General features: G+C 74.7%; 13 protein-coding genes. 3 read left to right on the top strand and 10 right to left on the bottom strand.

The window, feature by feature from the left end; all coding sequences use genetic code 11:
* Positions 1-28: 28 nt before the first annotated feature.
* The 6 genes from ACFY0F_RS21430 to ACFY0F_RS21405 all read right to left on the bottom strand — a co-directional run bounded on the left by ACFY0F_RS21430 (position 29) and on the right by ACFY0F_RS21405 (position 6,621).
* On the bottom strand, positions 29-451 hold the full coding sequence (locus ACFY0F_RS21430) for a phage tail protein (protein WP_355928903.1): 423 nt from the start codon (positions 449-451) through the stop codon (positions 29-31).
* 65 nt (positions 452-516) lie between these two features.
* On the bottom strand, positions 517-3,834 hold the full coding sequence (locus ACFY0F_RS21425) for a hypothetical protein (protein ID WP_388796426.1): 3,318 nt from the start codon (positions 3,832-3,834) through the stop codon (positions 517-519).
* Positions 3,835-3,837: 3 nt separating this feature from the next.
* Entirely contained in the window at positions 3,838-3,996 is a 159-nt protein-coding gene (locus ACFY0F_RS21420) for a DUF6760 family protein (RefSeq protein WP_167359181.1), read from the bottom strand.
* Positions 3,993-4,520 carry a hypothetical protein gene (locus ACFY0F_RS21415; RefSeq protein ID WP_388796422.1) on the bottom strand — a complete coding sequence of 176 codons (528 nt, stop codon included), beginning with the start codon at positions 4,518-4,520 and terminating at the stop codon, positions 3,993-3,995. Before ACFY0F_RS21415 ends, ACFY0F_RS21420 begins: the two co-directional genes overlap by 4 nt.
* Positions 4,520-4,963: a phage tail protein gene (locus ACFY0F_RS21410; RefSeq protein WP_132856017.1), complete on the bottom strand. Its 444-nt coding sequence runs from the start codon at positions 4,961-4,963 to the stop codon at positions 4,520-4,522. The genes ACFY0F_RS21415 and ACFY0F_RS21410 overlap by 1 nt, the downstream gene beginning before the upstream one ends.
* A gap of 56 nt (positions 4,964-5,019) precedes the next feature.
* Positions 5,020-6,621 carry a phage tail sheath family protein gene (locus ACFY0F_RS21405; protein ID WP_388796419.1) on the bottom strand — a complete coding sequence of 534 codons (1,602 nt, stop codon included), beginning with the start codon at positions 6,619-6,621 and terminating at the stop codon, positions 5,020-5,022.
* A 275-nt stretch (positions 6,622-6,896) separates the two neighbouring features.
* Here ACFY0F_RS21405 and ACFY0F_RS21400 point away from each other — a divergent pair, with 275 nt between their 5' ends.
* Positions 6,897-8,525: a DUF4157 domain-containing protein gene (locus tag ACFY0F_RS21400; protein ID WP_388796416.1), complete on the top strand. Its 1,629-nt coding sequence runs from the start codon at positions 6,897-6,899 to the stop codon at positions 8,523-8,525.
* A gap of 105 nt (positions 8,526-8,630) precedes the next feature.
* Positions 8,631-10,064: a hydrolase gene (locus ACFY0F_RS21395; RefSeq protein WP_388796413.1), complete on the top strand. Its 1,434-nt coding sequence runs from the start codon at positions 8,631-8,633 to the stop codon at positions 10,062-10,064.
* A gap of 68 nt (positions 10,065-10,132) precedes the next feature.
* Here the strand turns inward: ACFY0F_RS21395 and ACFY0F_RS21390 are convergent, their stop codons facing one another.
* The 3 genes from ACFY0F_RS21390 to ACFY0F_RS21380 form a co-directional block, all read right to left on the bottom strand.
* Positions 10,133-12,154 carry an ATP-binding protein gene (locus ACFY0F_RS21390; protein ID WP_388796410.1) on the bottom strand — a complete coding sequence of 674 codons (2,022 nt, stop codon included), beginning with the start codon at positions 12,152-12,154 and terminating at the stop codon, positions 10,133-10,135.
* Positions 12,151-12,834: a DUF4255 domain-containing protein gene (locus ACFY0F_RS21385; RefSeq protein ID WP_388796407.1), complete on the bottom strand. Its 684-nt coding sequence runs from the start codon at positions 12,832-12,834 to the stop codon at positions 12,151-12,153. The genes ACFY0F_RS21390 and ACFY0F_RS21385 overlap by 4 nt, the downstream gene beginning before the upstream one ends.
* A 154-nt stretch (positions 12,835-12,988) precedes the next feature.
* Entirely contained in the window at positions 12,989-13,657 is a 669-nt protein-coding gene (locus ACFY0F_RS21380) for a LuxR C-terminal-related transcriptional regulator (protein WP_388796404.1), read from the bottom strand.
* Between the two features lie 245 nt (positions 13,658-13,902).
* Here ACFY0F_RS21380 and ACFY0F_RS21375 point away from each other — a divergent pair, with 245 nt between their 5' ends.
* The gene (locus tag ACFY0F_RS21375; RefSeq protein ID WP_388796401.1) at positions 13,903-16,707 is read left to right on the top strand and encodes a LuxR C-terminal-related transcriptional regulator; all 2,805 of its coding nucleotides are present in this window, start codon (positions 13,903-13,905) and stop codon (positions 16,705-16,707) included.
* Here ACFY0F_RS21375 and ACFY0F_RS21370 read toward each other — a convergent pair.
* Positions 16,682-21,655: a hypothetical protein gene (locus ACFY0F_RS21370; RefSeq protein ID WP_388796398.1), complete on the bottom strand. Its 4,974-nt coding sequence runs from the start codon at positions 21,653-21,655 to the stop codon at positions 16,682-16,684. The genes ACFY0F_RS21375 and ACFY0F_RS21370 overlap by 26 nt on opposite strands.
* Positions 21,656-21,932 lie beyond the last annotated feature (277 nt).

Raw genomic sequence — 21,932 nt, 5'->3', positions numbered from 1 at the left:
GGTCCTCCCCTCGGTCCGTTCAGTCCGCTCAGTCCGTGAACCCGTGGTGGGCGATCTCCAGCACCTCGGTCGCCACGGCCGGGTTGCCGGGGTCGAGGGTGGGACCGGTCCAGCTCACCGGCAGCACGTCGATCAACCCCCAGCGGGCCACTTCGGAGCCGTCCGCACGCAGCGCCGCGATCTGGGCGGTGGGCCGCTTGATCCCCGTCTGCACGGAGGAGATCCACTTGGCCACCTTGGTGGTGTCCGGGGTGAGCGGGCGGGTCAGCCGGATGGTGGAGAACGTGACACGGGTCGGCAACTGCCAGACGAAGCCGTTGTTGCCGCCCTCCTGGCGGTGCTCGACCTCCACCTGCGACGACAGCCCCTCGCATCCGTTGAAGTAGCCGAGGCTCTCGCCGTCGATGCTGAGGCTGAACCAGATGGTGGAGCCCGGGTCCTGGCGGGACATCGCGGGTGGGCCTTTCTGTCGTTCCTGATCGGTGTTACTGGTCGGTGTCGGACGTCGGGACGCGGTCAGCGGCGGGGGTCGCGGAGCTTGCCGATCCGCTCGCGGTCCAGGCGGAGTTCGGTGCGGATCAGCCGTGTGATGCGGCCGATGATCCGGTGCACGAGTTCGTCCAGCTGGAAGTCGGTCAGCTCCCTCGGGTCGAAGGCACCCGGGGGAATGGCCGCGTACTCGGGCGGGGGCGGTTCGCCGGGAGGCGGGGTGCGCGGGGTGTACGGGGGCGGGGAGCCGGCCTGGGGGGTGTACGGGGGCGGCGGGGCCTCGGCCCTGCGGGTGGTGGGCGGCCTGGACAGGGTGTCGGCGACGGTTGCCGCCGCGGCGGCCGCGAGGGCCCCGGTGGCCGGGCTCTTGGCCGGCTTCTTCGTCCCCCACCCGAGGCGCTGGACCACGGGGAGAGGCGCGACCGGGGTGGTGGGTGTGGCGGTGCCGGGCGGCGGGGGCGGCGTGAGCGGGGCTACCGGGAGGGCGGTGCCGCCCGTGGCGAGGGGCCGTGCGGAGGGTGCCCGGCGCTGGACCGCGGTGGCGCCGGGAGGTGCCGAGGGAGCCGCGGGGGTGTCGGCGGGCCGGGCAGCGGGGGAGCCGAGGGGCGTCGCGTCGGCGGACGGGGTGTGCCCGGTGGTCCGCTGGACGACCGGCGCGGGGACCCCGGTGGGGGCGGCCCGGAGCGTGGGCGACACGGCTGGGGCCGGCGGGACGGGCTGGTCCGGGGAGGTGGAGGGCGGGGCGGAGAGGGGCGCACCCAGGCCCGGGCGGGGCTTGCGGCGGGCCGCACTTCGCTGGACGGGCACGGCGGAGCGCCGCGTCGGCTCGGCGGCAGGTCGGGCGGGGCGGTCAGCCGGGCGCTGCGGGGGAGTGGGTGCGTCGGCGGAGTGCGTCGTGGTCCGCGGAACGGGGGGCGTGTGGCCGGCCGGTGCGGGCGTCGGCGTGTTCGTGGGGAGCGCGGCCCGCTGCACGGCCGTCACCGGCCGCGCCCGGGGGACGTCCACGTCGGCGGAAGGAGCGGGGCGGGCGCCCGACGGAGGCGGCACGGCCGGTTCGTCGGACGGCGCGGGCGCGGGACGGGCAGTCAGCGGACGCCCCAGGCCGCCCGATACGCGGGCGGGATCGGACGGCGCCGTGCGGTGCGGACGGCTCGACCCGGTGGCCGGTTGCCGCTGGACGGCGGGTGCCGTCCCGCTGGACCGGCTGCCAGGGGCGGGCCCGGCCGGGGCCTTTGACGGGGGCCGGGAGGCATCGGCCGCCGTGGCGCCGGGCCGGGAGCCGTCGGTGGCCGACTGCCGTCGGACGACGGGCGGCGCCGGAGCGGGGCCCGCCGTCGGCCGGCGCGGAGCGGGGGAGACCTCAGCGACGGAGGGCACCTCGGCGCGGTCGGTTTCCACGCCACGGGACTGCGGAGCGGCCCCGGGCCCGGAGATGTCGGTGGGCGCGGCGGTGGTGGTCCCGGTGGCCCCGGTCAGCGATCGCTGTACGGGCGCCGTGCCGGCCGCCGTGTCACCGGACGCCCTGACCTCGCTGGGCGACGCCGCCGCCCTCCGGACGCCGGGCGGGGCCGCGGCGCGGCGGTCGGCCTCGACGGCCGGGCTGCTGTCGCCCGATGCCGTGGGTGCCCCGCTCGTCCGCCGTGCCACCGTGGCGCCGTCAGCAGGTACGGCCACGGGCGCGTGAGCCCCGGCGTCGTGACGGGCGTGCGCCGACGTGGTGGGCGCCGTGCTCGCGTGCCGTGCGGTCGTGGTCGGTTCGGGTGCGGGGGCGCCGGCGGGGGAGCCCTGGATGCGCTGGACCGTGGGTCCGGTTCGGGTGTGGTCGGCTGCGGCACCGCTCCGCGCGTCGGCTGTCGTCTGCGCGGGTCCGGGGGCGCTGGTGGGGGTGGCGTGGAGCCGCTGGACCGCTGGTGCGGTCGCGGTGTGGGGGGCTTCGTCGTCGGGGGTGGTGAGTCGCTGGACGGTGGGTCCGGTTCGGGTGGGGTGGGGGGCGTCGGTCGGGCTGTTGTTGGTCGGTGTCGTGGGTGAGCCGTTGGTCTTGCTTGCCGCCGGGGCTCCGGGCGCGGGAGGTCGCCGCTGGACCGCTGGTGCGGTCGCGGTGCGGGGGGCTTCGGCGTCGGGGGTGGTGAGTCGCTGGACGGTGGGGCCGGGTTCGGCGTCGGGGGTGGTGAGTCGCTGGACGGTGGGGGCGGCTTCGGCTTCGGTGTCGGGGGTGGTGGGGCGTCGCTGGACCGTGGGACCGGCTTCGGCCTGGGGGGTCGCGTCGTCTGGGCTGCTGACCGTCGAGGGCGTGGGCCGGCCGTTCGCTGTCTTGGCCGTCGTGGGCACGGGTGCCGCGTCGCGCACGGATGTGGCGTGGCGTCGCCGCACCGGGGGCCCGGTTCCGGCGTCGTGGGCCGTGCCGTCCGGGCCGTTGTCCGCCGGGGCGCCCACCGAGCCGGCGGTCTCCTCGGTGCTCGGGGGTGCCGATGCCGTGCCGCCGGTGGGCATGGGGAGCCGCCGTGCCGCCGGCAGCGTCCGCCGTTGCACCGCGGTGGCCCCGGCCCGGGCCCGCGTGAGGGACGCCGGCCGGGGTGAGGAGGCCGCCGGGACGGGTGTCAGCCGGAGCCCGGGGACGGGGAGCGGCGCGTGCGCCACCGGGGCCGACGGCGGCTCGGGCGACACCACGGGGACGTCCGGACCGGTGACAGCGGCAGCCGAGGCCACCGCGGTCGGCACGGAGCCGCCGGCGCTCGCCCGCTGGACCGAGGGCGGCTGCCCGCCCGCCCCGCCGGACAGCGGCGGGGAGAACGAGGGAGCGGACGCGGCCGGCCCGCCCGGAGCCGACCCTGACGGGGTGCTCGGCACGGTCCCCACGGGGCGGGCCGGCGCGAGCGGGGAAGCAGCCGTACCCGGGCCCCTGCCCGTGTCCCCCGGCACCCGGGGCGGAAGAAGCCGCAGCGGTACCACCGGAGCGCGCTGCACCGGCGGTTGCTCGGCCGGGCCGGCCAACGGCAGGGCACCGGCCGGGTGTTCGAGGCCGGAGACGGGACGCGCCGCCGACGAGCTGAACGTGCCGCCGAGCATCGCGCTCGACCGTCCGTCCAGCACCGCATGGGACGCCGCACCCATGAACGACGGGTTCTGCCACGTCGGCAGCCGCCCCCCGAACCGGGCATCGGAGACCCCGGCCGGGCCAGGGTCCATGGCTCGCTGGATCGGCGGCAGCACCGGCCAGGAGGCCGCCACCACCGGCCGCCCACCTACCGGGCCGTCACCACCCACCGGCGCGTCACCGCCCGCCGACTCAGGGGCCGCCGAGCCCCCGGCAGGCGCCTGCTTCCGGAACCGGTCCAGGAAACCCACCGCTCAGCCCTCCGCCCCGGCCCGCGTCACCAGGGACGCGATCTGGTCCGTGTAACGGCGTCGGTCCTGGTGTTCCAGGTCCAGGATCTCCTCCAGGCTCCAGTGGAAGTGGTAGGCGACGTACGCGATCTCCTCGTGCAGCCGGTCGGTCGCGTACGTCACGATTCCCCCAGGCGGCTCCCGCCGAGTTCCACTTCGAACGGCTCCGCGCAGTGCGGGCACCGCACGGCGGCGCGGGTGTGGCCCTCCGCGTTGATCTGGCGGTAGAAGTCCTGCAGGAAGGCCAGGTCGGAGGCGAACATGTTCTCCACGATCCCGTCGTGGACCATGGGCAGCGTGCCGAGCCGGGTGATGACCCGGCCCAGCAGCACCACCGACAGGAACGCCGGGTTCTCCTGCACCCGCACATCGCGCAGCGGGACGAGTTCGTCCCGGGCCGTCGACAGCCGCATCACACCGTCCCGGTGGACGGTGCCCGACTCGTCGACGTACCCACGCGGCAGCTGGAAGGGGAACTCGGTGCGCAGTGACTCCTGTTGCTGCGCGGGGGCGGGTCCCGGGGCCGGGGCCGGCACCGGCTCCGGCCCCCGCGCCTGCGTATCCGCCACCGCACCCGCCTCCGCCCCCGGCGCCTCCGCGCCGGTGTAGGAGACGGCGCCGCCGGACCTGGCAGCCGTACGCCGCATTACTCGATGACCAGTTCTTCGAACGCGATGGTCACCGTCTCGGTGAGGGCGGACGCCTCACCGGCCTTCACCGTGCTCGCGTCGATCTTGTTGCACCAGGCGTTGCGCAGGTGGTAGCGCTTCACCGGGTTGTTCTGGAAGTCCATCATGATGATCGACGCGTTCTTGCGGGCCGTCGTCATCTGGCCCGAGATCGACTCGTTGATCCACTGGGTGAACGAGGCCGACTGGGTCATACCGCGGACGACCGTGCAGGTGCCGTTCTTCTTCACTCCCGGCAGGTTCTTGACCACGTTCTGGCCGTTGGGAGTGTTCTGCTGGTAAGTGATGACGTCCTGCTCGATGCTCAGACCGCTGACCTCGGCCAGGTACTCGACCATCACGCCGTCGATCTGCAGGCCGAAATTGTGTGAGGTGAGGGCGTCACCCGGCTGGAGACTCATGTGCTCGCTGTCCTTCTATGGATCTGGAAATGGGCGTACGGAGGCGACGGCGGTGCCTACTCCTCCAACTCCCCGTTGCCGCTGGAGAACTGCGCCAGCCGGAAGATCACGAACTCGGCGGGCTTGACCGGCGCGATGCCGATCTCGCAGACGACCCGGCCGACGTCGACCGACTCCGGCGGGTTGGTCTCCTCGTCACACTTGACGTAGTACGCCTCCTCGGGCCGCTGGCCGAACAGGGCGCCGCTGCGCCACTCGTTGACCAGGAACGCCGAGATGTTGCGCCGGATACGGGCCCACAGGGCGTGGTCGTTCGGCTCGAACACCACCCACTGGGTGCCGATGAGGATCGACTCCTCCAGGTAGTTGAAGTACCGGCGGATGTTCAGGTACCGCCAGGCCGGGTCGGAGGACAGCGTGCGCGCGCCCCACACCCGGATGCCGCGGCCGGGGAAGGCGCGGATGCAGTTGACGCCGATCGGGTTGAGCAGGTCCTGCTCTCCGCGGGTGATCTGGATCTCCAGGTCGACCGCGCCGCGCACCACCTCGTTGGCGGGCGCCTTGTGGACGCCGCGCTCGGAGTCGTTGCGGGCCCAGACACCGGCGACGTGACCGCTCGGCGGGACCAGCCGGGACTGGCCGCTCGCCGGGTCGAAGGACTTGATCCACGGGTAGTACAGGGCCGCGTACTTGGAGTCGTAGCCCGCCGTCTCCTGCCGCCAGACCCGGATCTGACGGGCGTTCATGCTCGGCGGCGGGTCGATGATCGCGACGCGGTCGCCCATCAGCTCGCAGTGCGCGATCAGGCCGAGCTGGACCGCCTTGACGGCCTCCAGGTCGATCGCGCCCCGCTGGTAGGCGGCCATCAGGTCGGGCACCGCGACCATGGAGACCTCGTCGATCGCCTCCAGGCCACCGAAGCCGGTGCGGTCGGCGGAGTCGCCGAGGTACGTCGCCGGGCCGGGGTGCGACTCGTCCGACGCGTCCGAGGACGGTACGGCGGGGGCGGCGGCCGGGGAGGGGAGGGCCACCGTCTGGTTGTCCGGGCGGGCCAGTTGCGCGGCCGGCGCGGCCTCGGTGACGGTGATGAGCTTGGAGCGTTCCTTGACCTGGGTGACGACGTAGTTGCGGCCGCCCTTCTTGGCGGTCACGTCGAAACTCTCGACGGGCTTGTCGCCGTCCTTGACGATGAGCCGGAACCGCTCGGCCGGCCCCTCGCCCTCCGGGTCGGCGACCTCGACGCTGAGCGAGCCGCTGCTGCCCGGGGCGATGGCCGTCACGGTGAACGTGCCGAGCTGTCGCGGCTCGGCCGCCGGCAGTGCGGCGGGAGCCGGGGAGCCGGTCACGGCGGCGGGGGCGGTGCCGGCCGTGCCGTCGACGGGGGCGCCTTCGGCGGAGCCGCCGACGCGGACCACGTAGGCGGCCGTTCCGCCGTTGTTGAAGAAGCCGTAGACGGAGTGCGCGAGGTAGTACCCCTCGGTGAACTCGCCGAAGGAGGCGACGTACTGGCTCCAGTTGGTGACCAGTGTCGGCTCGTTCAGCGGACCGGTCGGCGCGAGCCCCACGAAGGCCGCGACCGACGTGCCCACCCCCTCGATGGGGCGCGAGCCGCTGGCCACCTCCTCGACGTAGACGCCGGGCGACAGGTAGGACGGCATGCTCTGCTCTCCTCGGGGTACGAGACAGGAACGCCCCCCAGCCTCACGCGCGCGCGGCACCCCGGGAAACGGCCGCCGGTTCCCTTCCGGGGGCACCGCCGTTGCCCGCGCACGTGCCCGATGGGGCAGCTCCGGCTCCGGAGTGCCCCGGGGGCTGCCCTTCCGGCCCTTGTCCGCCCGCACCCCGAGCCGTACCCGTAGAGGATGCCGAGTACTCGCAGCCAGTGGGATGCCGGCCGGGCAGACGTCGTCACCGCAGGGTCGAGAGGCAGTTCATGTACGCACCGGAGGACCGCAAGCAGACCACCCCGAGCGCGGCTCCCCGGCTCCCCGCCGGACCGGTCGCCTCACCTGCTCCGTTGAGCGGCACCGCCGCCGGCCTGCTCGCCCTCCAGCGGACCGCGGGCAACGCGGCCGTGGCGCACGCGGTGGCGCAGGAACGGCACGAACACGACGCGGGCTGCGGGCACGTGCCGTCGGTGCAGCGCCGCGCCCTGGTGCACAGGGTGCTGGCATCCCCCGGGCAGAAGATGGACCCGACGATCCAGCGCGAGATGGAGGCCCGGTTCGGCGGCGCCGACTTCAGCCACGTGCGGGTGCACACCGGCGCCCTGGCGCGGGAGTCGGCAGCCGAGTTGCAGGCGAAGGCGTACACGTCGGGGAACAACGTGGTGGACGGCGGCACCATGACCAAGGAGGACTGGGCGCACGAGCTGACCCACGTAGAGGACCAGATGGCGGGTCCCGTGCCCGGCACGGACACCGGCTTCGGGGTGCGCATGTCCGAGGAGGGCGACGCGGGCGAACGGCACGCGGTGGAGAACGCCCGCCGGGTGATGAGCGGTCCCGTGCCCGTCCAGCCGGTCCGTGACCCCGGGGCGGCCACCGCGGCCCGGCCCGCGGCCGGGACCGGACGGGGCGGACCGATGATCCAGCGCACCGTCTGGGAGTTCGTACCCGGCTCCAGCTTCCAGGACCCGCTGGGCGGCGCCCAGGTCCGCTGGCAGAACGAGACCAACCCCGCCGACGTCCGCACCTCCGCTCAACTGGGCGTCGCCGCCGGTGTCACACCGCGTCCGGGTGACAAGTACGACGACGTGACCCGTGAGCACCACAGCAGCGGTAACGTCACGTTCTCCAAGAAGGGGACGATCCCGGACCGTGATTACCCGGGTGTGGAGTCCCGGACCCGCCGGGCCGTCGTCGAGGCCAAGCAGAAGATCGCGTCGGTGCTGGCGATGCTGCAGGCGGCGGGCGGCAACCCCGGCGGCGCGCTGCTGGCCGGCCTCCACTCGGGCTTCCCCGCCTTCCGCTCCGCGACGCCGCAGCAGATCGCGACCTTCCTGCCCCGGATCATCGAGGTCGTGCGCCGCATCCAGGCCGGCCTGAACTCGGCGGGCGCGGAGATCGCCCTGGTCGGTGCGGGCACCGGCACCCCGAACGACGTCGCCGGCTGGGTCGCCCCCAGCACACGTGACATCGCGGGCCGTGTGCTCAACCCGAACCAGCAGAAGAGCGAGGACCTGCCCACCATGGACGTGGGGCGCTCCGGTCCGATCAACCTGACGCCGCTGGGCCAGAACGCGTGGTACGTCATCCACGAGGCCACGCACCGGTTCGCCGGCACCCTGGACTACCAGTACAGCCCCTACGACCAGGAACTGGAGGAGGAAGGTTACGAGGCGCAGCTCGCCACGATCATGCCGGGTGAGGCGGCGGCGCGGGACGCGGCGATGCTCGGCAAGCGTGCCGTGCGCGACCCCGGCGCCTACACCGGCAAGGACGAGCCCTCCCCGGCCAAGCAGCCGAACTGGTACGCCATGGGCCGGCGGGCTCTGATGAACGCCGACTCCTACGCGCAGTTCATCCTCACGGCCACCGGAACGCGGGCGCCGCGGACCTGAGAGGCGCCGCAGGGTGCCCGCGAGGGCAACACCCCGCCCCTTGTGCCGTCGAAGGCTGCCCATACGTCCGCTGCACCGGCACCGCGCCCCAACTAGCGTCGCGGCGTGAGCCTGTGGACTTCTCTGGAACCGGCCTCCGCGACGGTGGATCCGGGTGGCAGTACGCGTGTGCGGCTGCGGCTGCGCAACACCGGTGACGTGGTCGACGAGTACCGTTTCGAACCGGTGGGGCCCATCGCTCCGTGGACGACGGTGGAGCCGCAGACACTGCGGTTGTACCCGGGGACGACGGGGACGGTGGAGCTGACGTTCGCGCCTCCGCGCACACCGGACGCCACCGCCGGTCCCCACCCGTACGCGGTGCGGATCACGCCGACCGAGCATCCGGAGGCGACGACCGTCCCGGAGGGCAACCTCACCATCACCCCGTTCACCGAGGTCCGGGCGGAGCTGGTGCCGCCGACCGTGAAGGGCCGTTTCCGGGGGCGTCCCCGCCTCGCTGTCGACAACCTCGGCAACACGAAGCTCACCGCCTCCGTCAACGGCAGTGACAACGGCGATCAGCTCTCGTACGACATCCATCCGAGCAACGTGCAGATCGAGCCCGGCCGGGCGGCGTTCGTGAAGACGACGCTGAAGCCGCGCAGGATCATCTGGTTCGGGGCGAAGGAGCAGCGGCCGTACACGCTGTCCGTGCTCCGGTCCGGGGCGGACCCGATGCCCGTCGAGGGCACCTACGTCCAGCGGGGTTTCCTGCCGCGCTGGCTGGCCACCTTCTTCGGTGTGATCACGGCGCTCGCGGTCACCTTCGTGATGCTCTGGATCGCCTACAAGCCTAACGTGACCTCCGGTGCCGACGAGAAGGTCGCCGAGGCCGGCACCACGCTCGCACCCAGCCCCTCGGCGAGCCCGCCGCCGGCACTGCCTCCGGCTCCCACCATGACCAGCGCACCGCCGGCCGCCGCACCCGGCACCGACGCCGGGGCGGGCGGCGGGTCCGGCGGGGCAGGAGGGGGCGGCGCCAAGGCCACGGTGACGGCCAAACCCAAGGCGGACACGGCGGCGACCGCCGTGCACCGGCTGGCAGCGCACGTTCCCAGTGGACGGCACGTCTGCTACCGCGCCTACGTCCAGGGCGACGGCTGGCAGAAGCCGGTGTGCGACGGCACGGTCGCCGGCACGGTGGGACAGGGCAAGGCGGTCAAGGCACTCAACGTCGCCGTGTACGGCGTCCAGGGTTCCGCCGGCAACGCCATGGTGTACAACCCCCAGTCGACCAACGGCCAGGGGAACTGGAAGCCGGACTGGACGGCCATCGTCGCCGACGGCAAGGACAACTACATCGGCAGCACCAAGAAGAACGACCCGTACATGGTGACCTTCGTCTGGAACGTCGGCTCCGGGCAGGCCTGCAGCGTGGTCAAGATCAGCGGCCAGGACTGGGACGGCCAGACCTGCAACAACGCGCGCCCCGACCTCAACACGGCCGGCCACTTCGACAACTCCCGCTTCGTCGAGGCCATCAAGCTCACCGTGTGAGAACGGCCCCGCCGCGAGAGCGGCGGGGCTTGCCCACCACTGCGGGCAGCACCACACGTGCGGGGCCGTTACCAGGCGCCCTCGCCCGGCAGCAGCCGTCCCGCCTTGCGGTACTCCCGGCGGGCACCTTCCAGGAGGTCGGCGCTGGTGACGAGGCCGTCGCGGCCGGCCGCGAGGTACGCGGCGGTCACCACGGCGCTGCGGATGGAGCCGCCGGCCAGCTCGAAGCCGGCGGCCACCGCGCCGAGTTCGACGTCCTCGGCGCCGGGCACGTGGGACAGGCTGTGCCGCCACAGGGCGAAGCGCTGCTCGGCGTCGGGGAAGGGGAAGTCGACCACCAGGTCGAGGCGCCGGGTGAACGCCTCGTCGATGTTGGCGCGCAGGTTGGTGGTGAGCAGGGCGATGCCGTCGAAGGACTCCAGGCGCTGCAGCAGGTAGGCGCTCTCCATGTTGGCGTACCGGTCGTGCGAGTCCTTCACCTCGGAGCGCTTGCCGAACACCGCGTCGGCCTCGTCGAAAAGGAGCACGGCGTCGGTGCGGTCGGCCTCGGTGAAGATGCGCTCGAGGTTCTTCTCGGTCTCGCCGACGTACTTGTCGACCACCGACGACAACTGCACCACGTAGAGGTCCAGGCCCAGTTCGGCCGCGACCACCTCCGCGGAGAGGGTCTTGCCGGTGCCGGACTCGCCCGCGAACAGCCCGAGCACGCCCCGGCCCCGCCCGCCGCCCGCGCTGAGCCGCCAGTCGCCCAGGACCCGGTCGCGGTGGCGGGCGCGCAGGGCGAGCTCCCGCAGCTGGGTCAGCGGGCGGTCGGGCAGGACGAGGTCGGACCAGTCGACGGCGGGACGGATCCGGCGGGCGTGCTGTTCCAGGCCGGAGGCGGACTGCTGGCGGGCGGCGAGCCGCAGATGGGCGGGGGAGAGCGGGGCGCCGTCGAAACCGGCGAGGCCCTGGGCGGCGCGGGCCGCGCGGGCGATGCGGTCCTCGGACAGGTGGTACGGGGCGACGACGGCCGCCAGGTCGAAGCCGGGCTCCTCGCCGAGCAGGGCCGACCAGGTGCGCACCGCCCCCGCCGGCCGCCGGGGCACCTCCAGGACGAGGGGGTCGCGGTCGCACCAGTGGGGGTCGTACGGGCGGGGCCCGGCCACCAGTACGGTGACATCGGACGCCGCCACCAACTCCCGGACAAGCGAGCCGGGTTGATCCGGCAGTCCGTCGACGACGACCGCGCACCCGACCAGCCGGGCCTCCCGCAGCAGCTCGGGGACGCGCTCCGTGGGGCCCGAGAACCGCAGGGCGGGGACGCCCGCCGATCGCAGCGCGGCGGCCACACACGCGAGCCCGTCGCCCTCCCGGCCCTCGCGGAGATAGGCGGCGAGCGGGGGACCGGCGGCGAGCCGTGCGGCCAGCCGGTGCACGGCGAGGGCGAAGTCACCCTCGCCGTCGGCGGGTTCGTCGTGCGGCGTCAAAGGGGCGGGCAGCGGGTGCAGCTGCCCGGCCAGCGCGGCGTCCGGGGTGTCGTCACCGAGCAGATGCGCCACGACCCGGTCCGGTACGCGCAACGAGCGGCCAAGGAAAGGGCGTTCGGGGTCCTCCACCGTGAGCAGTCCGAGCGCGGGCAGCGGTGCCGTCGAGTGCAGCCGGGCCCGGGCGGCCGACGAGTGGGCGGGGATCCCGCACAGGTCGAGGGCGAGGGCGACGGTGGCCCGCCGCCTGCTGACGTCGTCGTTGAGGTAGCCGTACAGCGGCTCGAAGGTGCGGTCCAGGTCGGGGGCGAGGGCCACGAGCAGGAGGGTGGCGTCGAGTTCGGTCAGACCGAGCCGGACGGACAGGGCCGCCAGCCGGTCGTCCGGCGGCTCGGCGGGATCGGGCGGCGCGACGGACGGCATCTGCGGTGCCGGGCGCAGCAGATGCCGCACCGCCTCCTCCGACAGGTACAGGCCGCGCAGGGGGTCGGTGGCCGTGGGGTCGTCGGCGGAGCGGTGCTCCACCAGCAGGGCGACCCGCTCGCGCAGGGCGGCGAGGCGGACGAGGAGCGGGGCGGCCGGGTCGGACGCCGTCACGTCGTGCGCCGGGGTCCACGTGATCACTTCGCCCGGCCCGCCCCACCGCGCCGCATCGCCGCCTTCCGGGCGGCCCGGGCCGCCGCCACCTGCCGGGGACGGTGCGCGCGTTCCTCCACCCCGGCCGCAGTGCCGTCCAGGGCGCGTACGCGGACCGCCGCGCCCTCGGTGACCGGCGGGCCGGCGTCGTACTCGGGGTAGGCCGGGAAGGGGGCGGTGACCACCAGGTCCAGGGACGGCTTCAGTTCACCGCCGAGCGCGGACCAGATCTCCGCCAGAGAACGCGACTCGGTCTGGATACCGGCCACCGACAGCGGCACCGTCATGCCCAGGGCACCCAGTGCGCCCGGCAGTTCGGAGGGCGGGAGCAGCTCGCGCGGGATCAGGGTGGCCAGCACGGCGGACAGCAGTCGGTGTTCGTCCCGGGGCTGCTTGGTCCACGCCGTCACCAGGTAGGACAGCCGGAACCAGCGCGGCGGCTGACGGCGCTTGACCACGACGTCGCGCTCGTCGTGGACCGCGATGTGCCCGCGCTGGCGGCGGCCCACGTCCTCCCGGATGTCGTACAGATAGGCGTTGATCGTGGGCGCGTTGCGGCGGGCGGCCCAGTCACGGGTGGGGGCGTCGAAGGCGACGTCGATACCGGAACCGGTCAGCGCGCCACCGCCGAGCAGGGACTTGAGGACCTCGTCCACCTCGTGGATCACCGTTGTGCTCCCGCCCTGCCGTGCCCGGCCTCGCCCGTCCGCCTGCCGCCGTGACCGATCCTGCCCTCCGGGCCGGCCGTCCCCGCAGGCACGCCGGGGACGACCGCGGGGCAGACCGGATGACCGGAAGGGCCGGTACCGCATGCCCGTTCGATCAGATGTAGCCTTCCCGCAGGGCATGCGCCACGGCGTGCGCCCGGTTGCGAAGGTGCAGCCGGGTGGTCAGCCCGTGCATCACGTTCTTGACGGTCCGTTCGGAGTAGGACAGCTTGCCGGCGATCTCTCCGGTGTCGAACCCCTCGGCGACCAGCCGCAGTACGTCCACCTCACGCGGGGTCAGCCCCGAGGTGGGCGTGCCCGAGCGGCCGGCCGCGCTGCGGTGCAGGGTGCCCACCTGGTTGATCAGCCGGCCGAGCAGGTCGGCGGGCAGGTCGCCGTCGCCGCGGGCCGCCGCGAGGACGGCCTGCACCAGACGGGTCGCGGTCGCCTCGTGGCGCCACACGATGGCGCCCACCCCGCACTCGATCACGTCGAGCAGCTCGGCCTCCCGCAGCGACCTCACCACGAGCACCGCCCGCGACCCCTCGCTGCGCACCAGCCGGCGCAGCCGGGTCAGCGCGGTCTCGTCGAGCACGTCGTCGACGAGCAGTGCCACCGTGCCGGGGCCCGACGCGCTCTCCTCCCGGAGTTCGACCTCCGGGTACCGGCGCAACTGGCCCAGCACCCCCTCGCGCAGGATCGGGTCCGGGGCGTGGACCGCCACCGGTATCCGGTCGGCGGAGTCGGCCGTACCGGGGCGTGTGGTCCGCGATGAGCTGAGCAACCGTCTCCCCCAAGTCCGCGTGCCAGCCACCTCTGCGGGACCGGGGCCGGGCGTGTGTTCCTCACACTCATGCGGCCGGAGGGGCCCGCGCAATCGTGGAGCACCACGAGCGGCACCACGAGATCGGCGGTACCACGACCACGACGTGTGTGACGTGCACGACCCCCGTGAGGTGCGCGATCTCTGCGACGACCACGACGACCACGACGTCTACGACGGTGACCCGTCCGAGCAAGGAGGCAGGGATGTCCCGACCGCTGGGTGACCCGCCGCGCGAACACCGCGAGGCCGCCGCGCTGATCGCCGCCGGCGTGGCGCGCGCCCGGGCCGGAGCGGGCGGCCTGGTGCTGCTGCGCGGGGCCACCGGCACCGGCCGGACCACCGCCCTGGAGGCTGCCGCCGAGCACGCCGCCGACCAGGGCATGCGGGTGCTGCGGGCCCGCTGCTCGCCCGGCGACTCCACCGTGCCGTTCGCCACCGTGCTGCAACTGCTCGGCCCCGTCCAGTGGTTCGGGCAGCCAGAGGGCAACGGCAGTGAACGCGAGCAGGGCCTGCTGCTGTGGCGGGTCCTGCGCGGATACGCCGACGAGTCGCCGCTGCTGATCGCCGTGGACGACGTCCACCTCGCCGACGCCCCCTCGTACCGCTGGCTGGTGGAGTCCGCCCGGCACGTGGACCGATTACGGCTGCCGATCCTGCTGGCGGTCACCGAACGCGCCCAGTACGACGTCGACCCGCCCGGCCCGGGCTTCACCCACACCCTGTCGCCCGCCCTGGTCCACACCCACACCCTCGCTCCGCTCACCGCGGAAGCGGCCACCGGGCTGGTGCACACCCGGGTCCCGGCCGCCACCGAGGAGTGGGCCGACAGCTGCGCGCGGGCCGGCGCGGGCATCCCGATGCTGCTGCGCGCCCTGCTCGACGACCTCGGCGGCCCGGACCGGCACCCGGACGTGCCGGACGCGTCCGCCGCGCTGTACCCGGGCGCGTACCAGGCGGCCGTGTCCTGGTGGCTGGACAGCGCCGGCGCCGGCACGACCGAGGTCGCACGGGCGCTCGCCGCCCTGGAGGAGGGCTGGGACGCGGGAGGCGGCACGGACCCGGGCTGCTCCGCCGAGGGCCTCGGCGGGCTGCTCGCCGAGCTGGCGGGCGCGGACCCGGCCCGGGTGACGGGCTGGCTCACCGCGATGACCGGCCTGGGGGTGCTGCGTCCCGCCCCGGACGGCCGCCCCCGGTACGCGCACCCCCTGCTGCGGGACGCGGTGCTCACCGGCGTGCCCGCGGCCCGGCGGCGCGCGGCGCACCGGCAGGCCGCCGAGACGATGCTGCACCGCGGCGCCCCCACCGACGCGGTCGCCCGGCAACTGCTGCGCTCCGGCCCGGTGGGCGAGCCGTGGTCGGCGGGCGTGCTCCAGGACGCCGCCGCCCACGCCCTGCGCGACGGCCGGGCCGACGACGCCGTCGCCTTCCTGCGCCGGGCCCTCGACGAACCACTGCCCGACGAGCGCCGCCAGCGGCTGCTGACCGGGCTCGGCTCGCTGGAGTGCGCCGATCCGGGTGCCGCGTCCGGGATCTCCCGGCTCACCGAGGCCATGCGGCTGCCCGGCACACCGCAGGACCGGGTGCGGGCGGCCGTCGCCCTCGGCACCGCGCTGGCCGGACGCGGCAAGGCCCGTGTCGCCGTGGAGGTGCTGCGCACGGTGGACGGCCAGTTCACCGACCGCCCCGAACTGACGGGCCTCGTGCACAGCGCGTCCGCCGTGCTGTCCGACCAGGACCAGACCGTGCGCCGCGATGTGTACCGGCGGCTGAGCGACACCGCCGCGCACGCGCCCGAGCAGGTCGGCCCCGCCGCCAGGGCCCTGCTGATACGGCGCGCGGCGACCGCCGGGCTGGCCTCGGCGGACGACGCGATGCGCCAGGTGCGCACCCTGCTCGCCGAGCCCGCCGACCCGCTGACCGAGCCGTTCCTGCTGGGCACCGCCGCCGCGGTCGCCCAGTGGGCCGACGAACTCGACGAGGCGGACCGGCTCGTCGACCGCGGCCTGGCCGGGCAGCGGCCCGACCTGCTGCACCCGATGCACGAGGCGCTGCTCAACGTACGGGCCGACATCTGGGCGGCCCGCGGCGAGTACGGGCGGCTGCCGGCCGAGCCGCCCGTGACCGCGGACGCCGGACCCGCCAACGCGCACGCCCACACCCTGATCGCGCTCGTGGAACTGGGCCGCACGGACGAGGCACGGCGGTTCGCGGACGGCTTCGACCTGCGGGCGGCGCCCGACTCGTGGGAGCTGAACCGGTTCCTGTACGCGCGGGGCGTGCAACGGGCCGCCGCGGGTGACCCGGCCGGGGCGCTGCACGACTTCCTGGAGTGCGGCCGCCGCCAGTCGGCCCGCGAGGTGGTCAGCCCGGTCGTCACCCCGTGGCGCTCGGCCGCCGCCGAGTGCCGGCTCGCCCTCGGCAGCCCCCGGGAGGCGCTGGCGCTCGCCGAGGAGGAGCTGCGCCTGGCCCGGGTGTGGGGGACGCCCCGGACGGTGGGCCGCGCCCTGCGGGTGCTCGGCACGGTCACCGGCGGCCGGCGCGGTCTGGAACTGGCCGAGGACGCCGTACGGCTGCTGCGCGAGGCACGGTCCGGCACGGAGCCCGAACTGGTGGCCGCGCTCGTCGCGCGGGGCCGGCAGCTTGCCGCCGCCGGGGACCGCGCCCGGGCCCGGGAGGGGCTGCGGGAGGCGGCCGAACGCGCCGAACGCCTTGGCGTACCGCGACTGCGCGAGCTCGCCGAGGAGGCCCTGCGCGAGAGCGGCGCCCGCCGTGCCGGCACCGCCCGCACCGGATCCGGTTCCCTCACCGGCAGCGAGCGCCGCATCGCCCAACTCGCCGCCGACGGCCGTACGAACACCGAGATAGCCACCCTGCTGCACCTGGCCCGGCGCACCGTGGAGACCCACCTCACCAACGCCTACAAGAAGTTGGGCATACGGCGCCGGGCGGAACTGCGGGAGGCGCTCGGCGGCCAGGCTCTGCCTAGGGAGTCGGTGCCGCCTTCCTGAGGCCGAGCCGGTCGTCGGGGTCCTGGAGTTCGGCGGGGTGTGCGGTCAGCAGGCGGCGGACCGCGGGCTCCGGCATGCGGATCACCACCGGTGCCGGGAGGGTGATCTCCCGGACGGCGGTCGATGCGCGGCCGGAGCGCACCCGGTTCGTCACCTCGGCGACCACCCGGACGTCCAGCGTGAACTGCACCAGCACCGATGTCGTCTTGGGCTTGTGCAGCGGCATGGAACCGGAGGAGTTCACCGCCGCGTCGGTCGCGCCGCCCGCGCCGCCGGTGCTGCCCATCAGCTGGTTGAGCCGGAACTCGTCGGCGTTCAGCAGACCGGCGCCGAACAGTCCGCGTGCCTGCCTGCCGTGGTCGGCGGAGCTCTGGCCGTCCGTCTGGGTGGGGCGGGGGGCGTCCAGGTGGCTCTGGCCGACCGTCTCGAAGGTCATCTTGTCGCCCTTGCCCAGCACCCGCCCGGCGCGCAGCCGGGCGTGCAGACGGGCACGCAGGTCCTGCCCCTCGACACCGGTCGCGTGCACCGGCGGCAGGTCGGCCCCGGCGGAGGTCAGCAGCGGCAGCGCGGCGATCAGCCACTCGGTGGAGACCGCCTCGTTCAGGGCGTACGCGGCGGCCTGGCCCCTGTCCCGGAACCGGTCGCCGCCGCCCGCCGCCCGGACGGCGGCGTTCACCAGCTCCCGCACTCGGGGCGCTCCCCGGAAGCCGTTGACCTGTGCCTCCATGGGCAGGCGCACACCACCCGCCCGCCACGCGCCGACGTCGGCCGAGGCACCGCTCGGCCCCCGGGCGGCACGCAGCGTCTCCGCCCGGGGCGCGACCACGCGGCCGAGCGCCTCCAGGTCCTTCTCCAGGACACGATGGGTCAGCGCCAGCCCTTCCAGCCGGGCCACCTCGACCCGGGTGCCGCCCCGGTACAGCTCCAGGCTCGCCCGGATCGGCACGCGCATCCTCGCCGACCTCGCGGTCTTGGCCTCCGCGACCGTCTTCATACCGAGCTGGCCCCGGCTGACGGTGCCGTCGCGCCGCGAACCGGCGGAGGCGGCGCCGAGGCCGGCCGCGCCGCCCATGCTCTTCAACTGGCCAGCCCCGCCGTCCGGTTTGCCCGAACCCGCGAGGATGCCCTCGACGCCGGTGACCGCACCCTCGTCGCGGGAGGCGGCCCGCTGGGCGACGGCCGAGGTGATGTACTCCATGTCCCGGCCGTCGGCCGCCGTGCCCTCGGACACGCCGTCGCGGACCCGGTCGACCCTGAACACCGCCCAGTACGGGGTCCGGCGCCCGTCGAACAGTTCCACCGTGACCCCGCCGTCCATGGCACCGGACAGCAGCCCGGCCGAACCGTCCCGGTCCAGGACCCGAAGCAGCCGTTGCACGTTGTCGTTGCGGTCCTTGAGCTGCTGCCTGGGCAGCAGGTCCTCGGCGAGGTCCTGTCGCCGGTTCTGTGCCAGCCGGGTGCGCAGCCGTTCCAGCAGCGGCACGAAGCTGGGCAGCTTCTCGATCATGCCGAAGCCGAGGGGGAGTCCGTGGGCCAGGGACGCGCTCGGCCGCACCGGCGCGGAAGAGGAGGACCCGGCCGTGTCCGTGGCGGTGCCCCGCTCCCGGCCGGCACCCCGCTCGGCAGCCGTCCGGGAGCTCTCCGCCCTGGTCTCCCCCCGCGCGGAGGACGACGCCGGTACCGGTTCCTCGTCGAGCCCGAGCTGCCGCCGTATGGCCGCCGGCAACTGCCGCTCGGTGAGCCACACCGCCGCCGCGCCCGGCAGGGTCCGGACGCCCTTCGCCACGTAGGGGCCGCCGCCGGTCACCTCGACCTCCGCGACCATGTTCACCAGCAGATCGCACTGGACCAGGTAGAGCGGGGCCTTCTTGGGGGTGTGGGCGTTGCGCTCGACCGTGCCGGACACCACGGAGGCCTCGGCCTCGCCCTGACTCCCGGTGCGGTACGCGGACAGGCCCTGGCCGGTGCGCCACTCGGGGCCGTTCTCCGAGCCGGTCGCCCCGAACTGCACCGAACTGGTGGTGCCCCGTCCCTGCTGTCCGGCGGCCTGGTGGCCACCGAGCACGAAGGTCTCCGTGCCGGGGCCCGTGGCCTTGTGCACGAACCTGGGGTTGGCCAGGGTGAGCCGGGTGCCGACCGCTCCGTTCAGTGCGGCCAGGCGGCGCGGGTAGCGCAGGTTCTTCACCACCCACCCCGAGGACGCGGCCTGCCGCAGGGACGCCGTGATCGCCTGCGGGCTGAACCGTTCCTCGACGGCCAGCCGCGGGGCGAGCCCCTCCGTCGCGAGCGCGGGGTCCTCACGCAGCCCCTTGTCGCGGGCGGCGGCCCGGGAGAGCAGCTGGAACGCGAGGTCCCGCACCGGCTGTCCGTCGCCGACCGTCTCCACCAGCTGCCAGTCCCGCAGCGCCCGCCCGGTGGCCGGCCGAGGGGTGAGCGCGGCCAGGTCGCCGATGCCCGCGGCGGCGAAGTCGTGCTCCGGAGCGGAGGCCTTGGCCATACGCCGCTCACGCACCGCCTCCTGCCGCCGCTTGCCCTCCTCGTCCAGCGTGAACTCCGCGGGCGTCAGCAGCCGTACGTCCTGCTCGTCCGTGCTCAGCCCGGCCAGCAGCCTCGCCTCCGGCGCGTCCTGCCCCGGGGAACCCGGGGTGAGGCTCCGGGCGAGCTTGCGCTGCCGGGAGGTCATGGTGACGTCGACGTCGAGACGCAGCGCGGCCCCGAAGACGCTCGCCTTCTCGGAGCCGTTGGTGAGGACGTCCGTACGGGTGGTGGGACCGGCCTGGTTCCGGCGGGTCCCGGCGCTGTGCCGCTCGTAGCGGGCGGAACCGGTCAGTGCGCCGGGCACCAGCCGGGCCTGCGCGAGGACCAGACCGCCGATCGAACGCGAACTGCCGCGCCCGCTCTGTGTGGTGGAGCCGACGCCGGAGTGGCTGCGCACCAGCCAGTCGTCGACGTCACCGAGGTAACCGGTCTCGCGCAGCGCGCCCTTGACCCGTAGCTGCACGTCGTGGGAGTGCAGGGTGGTCTTGCGGCGCAGCCGCACCCGGATTCCGGTGGACAGCAACTGGTCCTTGTTGACCCGCAGGTTGGTCTCCGACAGGGCGGCCATCAGCTCCCGGTGGTTGCGGCGCTGGACCTCGGCCTCCTCCCGGGAGGTGAACGCCGCGGGAGGCGTGGTGCCGAACGCGGGCAGATAGCCGGCCAGCCGCGGATCGGTCGCGAACAGCTCCTGCACGGCCTTGCGCATGGGGCCGGTGTCCAGCCGGCTCAGGGCCACACTGGATCCCATGCCGCCGAAGGGCAGATGGCGTTCGGCGTCCTTCCCGTCCGGTTTCCTGATGAACTCGCCCGCCGTCACGCCGGGTGGCAGCGGCAGCCCGAGCGCCTGCGCCTCGTCGGCGCGCAGGGACAGCCACACGTTCATCGAGTGCTCGGCGACCCGGGCCCGCGGATCCAGCACCATCCGGGCCGAGCGCGGCCCGGTGCCCTCCACGGTGAACCGGACGGTCCCGGAGTAGAGCACCTTGTCGCCCCGCACCTCCGCGCCCTGTCTGCCGGACACCGTCTGCTCGGCCACGGTGAACCGCGCGCCGCGGGCCGCCGCGACCGGCATGGCGGTGCCCCGTACGACGGCCGCGTTCCCGGTCGCGCCGACGCCGATCGCCGGGCCGAGCCCGGCCGTGACCGCCCGCCCCTTGCCCGCGGACTCCGTGACCGAGTGCTGGGTCTGCTGGTGGGTGCGCAACTGGGTGCCGCCGGTGCCCCAGGCGGGGGAGAGGCCGGTGATCGCCGCCCGCATGCGGTAGCCGCCCACCGTGCTGCCGTCCTTGGAGGGCAGGTCCACGCTGGTCACGCCGTCCCGCAGCAGCCGGGGCAGGTCCTCCAGGACGGTCGCCGTGGAGGTCGCCTCGTACAGCCGGGCGCGGCCGGGCGCGCCGGGAGCGGTGAGCGAGGGGTGCAGGACGGAGGCGACCGCGTCGAAGAGTCCGCCGCCGCCCTGGTGCGGGGCGGCGCCGTCGGTGACGCCGAGGGGGGCCAGGGAGTCGGCCAGCGACACCTGCCGGGCGGTCTCCGCGCGGACGGGCTTCGGCGGGCGGGGCGCCCCGGTGCCGGCCGGGACCAGATGCTCGGTCGGCACCCGCTGGGTGAGCGTGCCGAAACCCTCGGAGCTCTGCTCGTCCCGCGCGCCGTGCCTCTTGATCCGCACCCCGTACCGCACCCTGCGCTCCACCTCGACCGAGCCCTTGTCGCTGCGCAGCACACGCGGCTCGGCCACGTTCCGCTGGTGGCGTGACTCGCGCGAGGACTGCCAGGGCTGGACGGCACCGGTGGCGGCGCCGCCCACCCACAGCCCCGGCGCGACGGGCGCGAGCCCGAAGGCCATACCGCCCGCGCCCTTGTTGGAGGAGCCTGCGGCCGTGGTGCTCACGGTCGCCGCGGTGTTGTGCTGCACGTCGACCTTGGTGTCCTTGCCCTCGGCGTCGTCCAGCCGGGCCAGCGGCGTCCCGTCCGGGTCCGGTCCCACCTCGCCCAGGACGTTCCCGGGGTGGAAGACCGGCGGCCGGTCGTCGGGCGCGGGGGAGAGGGTGACGGTGACGTCGAACCACTCCTTGCCCTTCGCCCCCCGCACCGCGAAGGCACGGCCCTGCCCGAAGAAGCTCTCCGGGCGCCCGGCGAGTTCGGCCGCGATGTCGGCGACCGTGCCGTCGCCGTGCCCGACGGCCGCGGCGACGGTGTCGCGCACGAAGCCGTGACCGGTCAGCCCGTGCGCCGTGGACAGCCCGGCCGCCGTCAGGTCCGCCAGGTACGGCGGCAGGGCGAAACCCCGCTCGCTCTCGTCGATGCCGGGCGGCACGGCGACGGGACGCCGCCGGGCCAGGGGCCGGGCCGGTCCGTCCTGCCGGTGACCGAGCGCCCGCGTGGTAGCCGCGTTCCCCGCGGACTGCTGCATGGCGAGCAGGGGATGTGGAGGGGGGCCGGCGGTGCGAGGTGCCAGGGGCGCCCGCTGGGAGCCCTGAATCGGGCCGTCCCCTGACTGCTGTGGTGTCCGCACGGCCCAAAAGTAGCCACCGGGACGACGACGGGCGGGCGGTCGATCCACACCGGTCGCATTCGCCGCTCCCGCCACACCGGTACGTCAACTCCCGTTAACCGCACGGCCGCAGGCGACACACCCCGAACGGTTTTGCCATCTCTTTACAACCTGTTCCCTCGCTGCCTCGTCTCTC

Source organism: Streptomyces sp. NPDC001544 (assembly GCF_042894285.1).
Classification (GTDB): domain Bacteria; phylum Actinomycetota; class Actinomycetes; order Streptomycetales; family Streptomycetaceae; genus Streptomyces.
The sequence above is the reverse complement of the archived record's forward strand: the minus strand, read 5'-3'. Positions and strand labels throughout refer to the sequence as shown.